Origin of the sequence: Streptomyces olivochromogenes (assembly GCF_021538895.1) — a bacterium.
Lineage (GTDB): Bacteria > Actinomycetota > Actinomycetes > Streptomycetales > Streptomycetaceae > Streptomyces > Streptomyces olivochromogenes_A.
In genome coordinates this window covers 1-6,929 of the sequence record NZ_JADDRL010000221.1, presented here as the reverse complement: position 1 = coordinate 6,929, position 6,929 = coordinate 1, and the positions used below count along the sequence as shown (strand labels likewise).

Genomic DNA, 6,929 nt, shown 5'->3' with positions numbered 1-6,929 from the left:
CAACCCTCCGCACAACCCGCCGCGTACCACCGCCCGTTCCGTGGCCGGGTCCGGGCGAACCGGTGGCCCGCCGCCGATGGACGCGCACCCCGAGATGGGCCCCCCGGCCTACACGGAAGTGCCGCGGGGCGCCTTCGACCCCCGGGCGCTGACCGACTTTCAGCTCGACGAGTTGACACATCGGCTGACCGGGCGGATCACCCGGCTGCTGCGGACCGAACTGCGGCTGGACCGGGAGCGGATCGGGCGGCTGCGCGATCCCCGGAACTGAACACCTGAACCGACTCCCAGAAAGGCCCCTCGATGTCCCGCGATCTCGACCCGGGCTCCACCATCTTCTTCACGCTGACGATCGACGGGGAGAGCCTCGGTTACTTCAACGGGTGCGAGGGACTGTCGTCCACGGTGGAGATCGAGCACCGCCAGGAGGGCGGCAACAACGGCTTCGTCTGGCAGCTCCCGTCCCGGGTCACCTTCTCCACGATCCGCCTGACCCGCCCGCTCACCCCGGACACGGCCAAGGTCGCCAAGTGGATCTCCTCCGTGACCACCGGCGTGACCCGGCCGACCGCGCAGATCGCGGCGCTGCGCGCCGACGGTTCGGAGGTCGCCCGGTGGGGGCTGATCGACGTGCTGCCGGTGAGCTGGCAGGGGCCGTCCCTGGACCCGGCCAGCCCGGGTGTCGCCACGGAGGTCCTGGAGATCACCCACCACGGCTTCACGGACTGACGAGGGCAGGGAAGGGAAGGGAGGACCGTCATGGCCAAGGGAGGCAGGGGCGGCGGCGCCGGCAAGAGTCTGGTCCGCGCCACCCTCGCGATCCACGAACCGCCCGTCGGGACGAGCACCACCCCGGGCGGACTGATCAAGTCGTTCGGGTTCGACTTCAACCCGGCGCAGCTGTCGCTGGGGCGGCGCGCGCAGTGGAAGGTGACGCCGACGGCCGCCGTGCGCGACGGCTCCGTACCGGAGTTCATGGGTCCCGAGCCGCGCGAGATGACGGTGGAGATCTTCCTGGACTCGTCCGACGAGCCCGGCAGCAACACCGTGCTGAAGAAGGTGGAGTCGCTGCTGGAGTGCTGCGAGGTGACGAGTAAGAGCATCGCGGCCAAGCAGCCTTCGCCGCCCTGGGTGGTCTTCCAGTGGGGGTCCTTCTCCACGGCCCGGTTCACCTCGTACGTCAGCAGTGTCGAGGCGAACTACTCCCTGTTCGGCACGACCGGCGTGCCCATCCGCGCCGTCTGCCAGGTGCGGCTGCACGAGATCCCCAGCAAGACCAAGGGGCAGAACCCGACGTCGGGCGCGCTGACCGCCCAGCGGGTGCACCGGGTGGTCGCCGGGGACTCGCTGCAGTCCCTCGCCTGGCGGGAGTACGGGGAGGCCTCCGCCTGGCGGGCGATCGCCGAGGCCAACGGCATCGACGACCCGGGCCGGCTGCCCTCCGGTGTCGAGCTGGTCCTGCCGGCCGCCGAGGAGGTGCGTTTCTGATGGTGGCGTCCGCCTTTTCGAGCGTCATCGAGGTCACCATCGGCGGCAGTCCACTGCCCTCGGACTTCGCCCCGCTGCTGGTGGAGGGCTGGGTGGACCAAGGGCTGGGGGTGCCCGCCGCCTTCCGGCTCACCTTCCGCGACCCGTACCGGCTGCTCCTCGGGAAGCTGAAGGTGAAGTTCGGCACGCCCGTGGTCCTCGCGCCCGTGGCCGACGGCAAGGGCGCCTCCGACCCGCTGCTGACCGGCGAGGTGTGCGGACTGGAGGCCGACTACGACGGCACCGGCACGTTCACCGTCATCCGGGGTTACGACCTCGGCCACCGGCTGATGCGCCGGCGCCGGGTGGCCGCCTACCGCAACCAGAGCGCCTCCGACATCGCCCGCAAGCTGGCCGCCCAGGACGGGGTGCCGGTCGGGCGGATCCAGTCGACGAAGACGGTGTACGAGTTCATCAGCCAGGCCAACGTCAGCGACTGGGACTTCCTCGCCCGGCTCGCCGACGAGAACGAGATGGTCATGTCGGTCGACGCGAAGGGGAAGTTCCAGTTCGTGCGGCCCGACCCCGCCTCGGGGGCGCCGCCGGTGAGCACGCCCGGCGAGAAGAGCCCCTTCGTGCTGGAGGCGGGCACCGACATCCTGCGGCTGCGCGCCGCGGTCACCTCCGCCGAACAGGTCGGCTCGGTCGAGACCCGCGGCTGGGACGTGACCACGAAGAAGAAGCTCACGGCCACCGCGCCGGCGATCTCCAACCCGGGCATCAGCATCGGCACCACACCCGGTGAGGTGGCGAAGAAGTTCGGTACGGCCAAGCTGCTCGACGCGCAGACGCCGTACGACCGGCAGTCGGAGGTGAAGTTCGCCGCCGAGGCCCTCGCCGACGACGTCACCTCCTCCTTCGCCGAGCTGGAGGTGGTCGCGCGCGGCACGCCGAAGCTGCGGCCGGGCCTGCCCGTCACCCTCGCCGACGTGGGCGCGCCCTTCGAGGGCAAGTACACCGCCACCTCCGTGCGGCACGTCTTCGGCGACGGCAAGCACTACGAGGCCTGGGTCACCGTCAGCGGACGGCAGTGGCGTTCGCTGTACGGGCTGGCCTCCGGCGGCGGGACGGGCAGCGGGCTGCGGCTGCCCGGAACCGTCAACGCGCTGGTCACCGATGTGCAGGATCCGCTCAAGCAGGGGCGGGTCAAGCTCCAGTTCCCCTGGCTGGACGACACCTACGTCAGCGACTGGACGCGGGTGGTGCAGTGGGGCGGCAAGGACGGCGGCTCCGTCTTCCCGCTCGACGTGGGCGACGAGGTGCTGGTCTCCTTCGACCGCGGTGCCCTCGACCATCCGTACGTCATCGGCGGCCTGTACAACGGCAAGGACGTCCCGACCCCGGTCAAGGACGTACCGCTGCACGACGGCGCCCGGCGCCGGGCGGCCCGGCACACGCTGTCCGACCGGGACGGCAACCGCATGGACCTGCTGAGCCAGAAGACCGGCGGCCGCAAGCAGGGCGTACGGGTGACCACCGGCGACGACAAACTCGTCATCAACCTCGACCGGACCCGGACCGAGATCACCGTCGACAGCAAGGGGACGGTCAGCATCAAGGGCAGCCGGTCGGTGTCGGTGGAGGCCGGCACGGACCTCACGCTCAGCGCGGCCCGCAAGCTGACCATCAAGAGCGGCGGGCTGCTCGACATCCAGGGCCGCGGCCTGGTCAACCTCAAGTCGCTGACCGGCGCGGTCACCGTCGACGCGATGGGCGCGCTCAACCTCAAGGCGGTGGGCGCCGCGATGATCAGCGCGGGCGGCACCCTCCAGGTCAACTCCGTGGCCAATGTCGGCATCCGGGCCGCCACCCTCCTGCTGCAGGGCGTGGTGCTGGTCAACAACAAGCCGTATCCGCTGCCGTGACGGCCCGGACAGGAAGAAGGCGGGTGAGCTGCTGATGGCCGAACAGTTCGTCGGGTCCGGGTGGGCGTTCCCCCTGCGCATCGGGCCGACCGGGGGCATCGCCCTGGTCAGCGGGGAGCGCGAGATCGAGGAGGCGATCCGGCTGATCCTGGCGACCGCGCCGGGCGAGCGGCCGATGCGCCCCGAGTACGGCTGCGCCATCCACGACCTGGTGTTCGCGCCCGTCAACGAGGCCACCGCGGGCCGCATCCAGCACGAGGTGCACACCAGCCTCGACCGCTGGGAGCCGCGCATCGAGGTCAACGACGTCGAGGTGACCGCGGGCGCCGAGCAGGGCGTGCTGTTCATCGACGTCCGCTACTCGATCCGCGGCACCAACAACCCGCGCTCCCTCGTCTTCCCCTTCTACGTCATTCCGTCCCACGACGAGCCGGGCGTCTCCGGTACGGCGTCCGGTACGGCTTCCGAAAGCGACCGCTGATGGCCCTGCCCTCCCCCAACCTCGACGACCGCCGCTTCCAGCAGTTCGTCGACGACGCCAAGCGCTACATCCAGCAGCGCGCGCCCGAGTGGACCGACCACAACGTCTCCGACCCGGGCGTCACCCTCGTCGAGACGGTCGCCCACATGGCCGACCAGATCGTGTACCGGCTCAACCGGGTGCCGGAGAAGAACCATCTGGCGTTCCTGGACCTGGTCGGCATCCGGCTCTTCCCGCCGTCGGCGGCCCGGACGGACGTCACGTTCTGGCTGTCCGCGCCGCAGGAGGAGGCGGTACTGCTGCCGGTGGGCACCGAGGTGGCGACCGTGCGCACCGAGAGCGAGGAGGCGGTGGTCTTCGCGACCGAGCGCGAACTCGCCGTCGTCCCCAGTTCGTTGCGGCATCTGGTGGTGCAGCACCGGGGCGAGCCGGTCACCGACCGGACCACCGACCTCGTCGAGGGCAAGGACGTGCTGTGCTTCGCCGAGGCTCCGCAGCCCGGCGACTGCATGCTGCTCGGGCTGAGCGCCGCCGTGCCGCACTGCGCGGTGGCGCTGGAGCTGGACAGCCGGGTGGACGGCGTCGGCGTCGACCCGCGCCAGCCGCCGCTGGTGTGGGAGGCGTGGACGGAGGACGGCTGGCAGGAGTGCGAGGTCGACCGGGACGGCACGGGCGGTCTCAACCGCCCCGGTGAGGTCGTCCTGCACATCCCCGGCGGCCATGTGCTCTCCCGCTCCGGCGGCCAGGAGGCGGGCTGGCTGCGCTGCCGCGTCACCGAGCCGCTGACCGGCCAGCCCTTCTACACCACCTCCCCGACCGTGCGCTCGGTGGAGGCGTTCACGGTGGGCGGCACCGCCCCGGCGGTCCACGCCGAGACGGTGTCCGACGAGCCGCTCGGCGAGTCGACCGGCCTGCCCGGCCAGCGGCTGCGCCTGGCGCACGCCCCCGTGGTCGGCGACGACCCGCCGCTCCTGCTGCAGACCGCCGAGCACGAGGGCTGGCAGGACTGGCAGGTGGTCCCGCACTTCGCCGCCTCCGGCCCCGACGACCGCCACCTCACCCTGGACGCCGCCACCGGCGAGCTCGCCTTCGGCCCGTCGGTGCGCGAACCCGACGGCGCCCTGCGCCAGTACGGCGCCGTCGCCCCCAAGGGCGCGATGATCCGCGCCCGCCGCTACCGCACCGGCGGAGGCCGCGCGGGCAATGTGGCCCGGGGCGCCGTCCAGGTGCTGCGCACCTCCGTCCCGTACGTCTCGGAGGTCGTCAACCGGGAGGCCGCGCGCGGCGGTGTGAACGGGGAGACGGTGGAGGAGGCGAAGGTCCGGGCCCCCATCACCCTCCGCGCCCAGGAACGCGCGGTGACCCTGCGCGACTACGAGGAACTCGCCCGCAGGGCCGCCCCCGAGACGGCGCGCATCACCTGCCTGGAGGGCGAGGAGGGCGAGCACGGGGCGTACGCGGTACGGGTGTTGGTGGTGCCGCAGGCGGTCCCGGACCCGGGCGGCCGACTGCGCTTCGAGCAACTGGTCCCGGGCGACGCCCTGTTGGACCGGATCACCCGCCACCTGGACGAACGGCGCCTGATCGGCACCCGGCTCGCGGTCGGGCCGCCGTACTACCAGGGCGTCACCGTGGTCGCGACCGTGCACGCGTTCCGGGGCGTCGACACCGACCGGGTGCGCCGCCAGGCGCACGACGCCCTCTACCGCCACCTCGATCCGCTGACCGGCGGCGCGGACGGCCGGGGCTGGCCGTTCGGGCGACCCGTCCAGTCGGGCGAGGTGTTCGCGGTGCTGCAACGGGTGCCCGGCGTGGAGCTGGTCGACCAGGTCACCCTGCACCCCGCCGACCCCCTGACGGGCAAGCGCGGCGAGGCGACGGACCGGATCGACCTGGCGGCGCCGTCGCTGGTGTTCTCGTACGACCACCGCGTCCGCGTGATCGGAGACGGAACGTGACGCTCTTCCTCGACGGGACGGGGGCCGAGGGATGAGGGGCTCGATCGACGGGCTCGGTTCCTCCGCGCCGATCGCCGACATGCTGCCCGCCGTGTTCGCCGACGACGATCTCGCGCAGCGCTTCGTCGCCGGGCTCGACGAGGTGATCGCGCCGATCCACAACGTCCTCGACTGCCTGCCCGCCTACTTCGACCCGGCCCTCGCGCCGGTCGACTTCACCCGCTGGCTGGCGGGCTGGGTCGGCGCGGAGACCGACGGCACCGAGCCGGATCCGCGGCTGCGGGCCGCCGTGGCCGCCGCCGCGTATCTGCACCGGGTACGGGGCACGCGGCGCGGTCTTGCCGAGGCGGTCCGGCTCGCCTTCGGCGTGGCGCCGGAGGTCTCCGAGAGCGGCGGCGCGGACTGGAGCGCGCGTCCGCTGGGCGCGTTCCCCGGTGAGCCCCGCCCCCATCTGTACGTCACGCTCCGCCTGCCCGACCCGAGCCCGGCGGACCACCACCGCCTGGACGCCCTCGTCTCGGCCGCCCGCCCCGCCCACATGCCGTACACGGTCAAGGTGACCGCCGCTGAAAGGACCCCGGAGAGATGACCACCCTGAACTGCGCCGAGTGCGGCACCCGGGCAGAGCCGGGCCAGTCCTTCTGCGACGCGTGCGGGGCCGTACTGAGCTGGACGGACCGCGCCGCCGGCCCGGCCTCGGGAGAGGCGGCGCGCGCCGGTGGCCCGGGGGCGGTTCGTGGTGCGGCGGAGGAAGAGGGCGAGGAGACGGCGGTCGTGCCGGGCGCTGCCGGTGGTTCCGCCGCGGCCGACGACCGGCCCGCTCGACCGGCCGCGTCGGCCGGTTCCGCGGACGGCGCCCGGTCGGCGTCGGCCCCGGCTCCCGGCGCGGCGGCCGGTGGCGACGGCACCGCTCAGGGCGCCGGCAACCCCGGTGGCACGGCGCCCAGCGGCTCCCCCGCCCACGCCCACGCCCACGCCGCTCAGGGCGCCGGAGCCCCGACCACCGACCCCGGTCCCACCCCTGCGGCGACGGCACCCGCCGCTGCCACCGCCACCGGCTCCGGCACGCGACCCGCGACCGCCCCGGCACCCTCGCCC

General features: G+C 73.1%; 6 protein-coding genes and 2 pseudogenes. All 8 read left to right on the top strand.

Features of this window, described 5'->3' with window-relative positions:
* Positions 1 to 271, top strand: a pseudogene (locus IPZ69_RS45980) (hypothetical protein); the annotation flags it as partial.
* Positions 272 to 303: 32 nt separating this feature from the next.
* Complete coding sequence (locus tag IPZ69_RS45975; RefSeq protein ID WP_235460884.1) at positions 304 to 729, top strand: phage tail protein; 426 nt, start codon at positions 304 to 306, stop codon at positions 727 to 729.
* 30 nt (positions 730 to 759) lie between these two features.
* Entirely contained in the window at positions 760 to 1,488 is a 729-nt protein-coding gene (locus IPZ69_RS45970; RefSeq protein WP_235460883.1) for a CIS tube protein, read from the top strand.
* Complete coding sequence (locus IPZ69_RS45965; RefSeq protein WP_235460882.1) at positions 1,488 to 3,392, top strand: VgrG-related protein; 1,905 nt, start codon at positions 1,488 to 1,490, stop codon at positions 3,390 to 3,392. Before IPZ69_RS45970 ends, IPZ69_RS45965 begins: the two co-directional genes overlap by 1 nt.
* A gap of 34 nt (positions 3,393 to 3,426) precedes the next feature.
* A complete protein-coding gene (locus IPZ69_RS45960) occupies positions 3,427 to 3,873 on the top strand; it encodes a GPW/gp25 family protein (RefSeq protein ID WP_235460881.1) in 447 nt (148 codons plus the stop codon).
* Positions 3,873 to 5,831, top strand: coding sequence for a putative baseplate assembly protein (locus IPZ69_RS45955; RefSeq protein WP_235460880.1), 1,959 nt, complete (start codon positions 3,873 to 3,875; stop codon positions 5,829 to 5,831). Before IPZ69_RS45960 ends, IPZ69_RS45955 begins: the two co-directional genes overlap by 1 nt.
* Positions 5,832 to 5,862: 31 nt before the next feature.
* Positions 5,863 to 6,420, top strand: coding sequence for a phage tail protein (locus tag IPZ69_RS45950; RefSeq protein WP_235460879.1), 558 nt, complete (start codon positions 5,863 to 5,865; stop codon positions 6,418 to 6,420).
* Positions 6,417 to 6,929, top strand: a pseudogene (locus IPZ69_RS45945) (zinc ribbon domain-containing protein); the annotation flags it as partial. The gene IPZ69_RS45950 and the pseudogene IPZ69_RS45945, both read left to right, overlap by 4 nt.

Excerpts from the sequence above, each read along its gene's own strand:
- IPZ69_RS45975 (WP_235460884.1), top strand. The coding sequence starts at position 304 with ATGTCCCGCGATCTCGACCCGGGCTCCACCATCTTCTTCACGCTGACG.
- IPZ69_RS45970 (WP_235460883.1), top strand. The coding sequence starts at position 760 with ATGGCCAAGGGAGGCAGGGGCGGCGGCGCCGGCAAGAGTCTGGTCCGC.
- IPZ69_RS45965 (WP_235460882.1), top strand. The coding sequence starts at position 1,488 with ATGGTGGCGTCCGCCTTTTCGAGCGTCATCGAGGTCACCATCGGCGGC.
- IPZ69_RS45960 (WP_235460881.1), top strand. The coding sequence starts at position 3,427 with ATGGCCGAACAGTTCGTCGGGTCCGGGTGGGCGTTCCCCCTGCGCATC.
- IPZ69_RS45955 (WP_235460880.1), top strand. The coding sequence starts at position 3,873 with ATGGCCCTGCCCTCCCCCAACCTCGACGACCGCCGCTTCCAGCAGTTC.
- IPZ69_RS45950 (WP_235460879.1), top strand. The coding sequence starts at position 5,863 with ATGAGGGGCTCGATCGACGGGCTCGGTTCCTCCGCGCCGATCGCCGAC.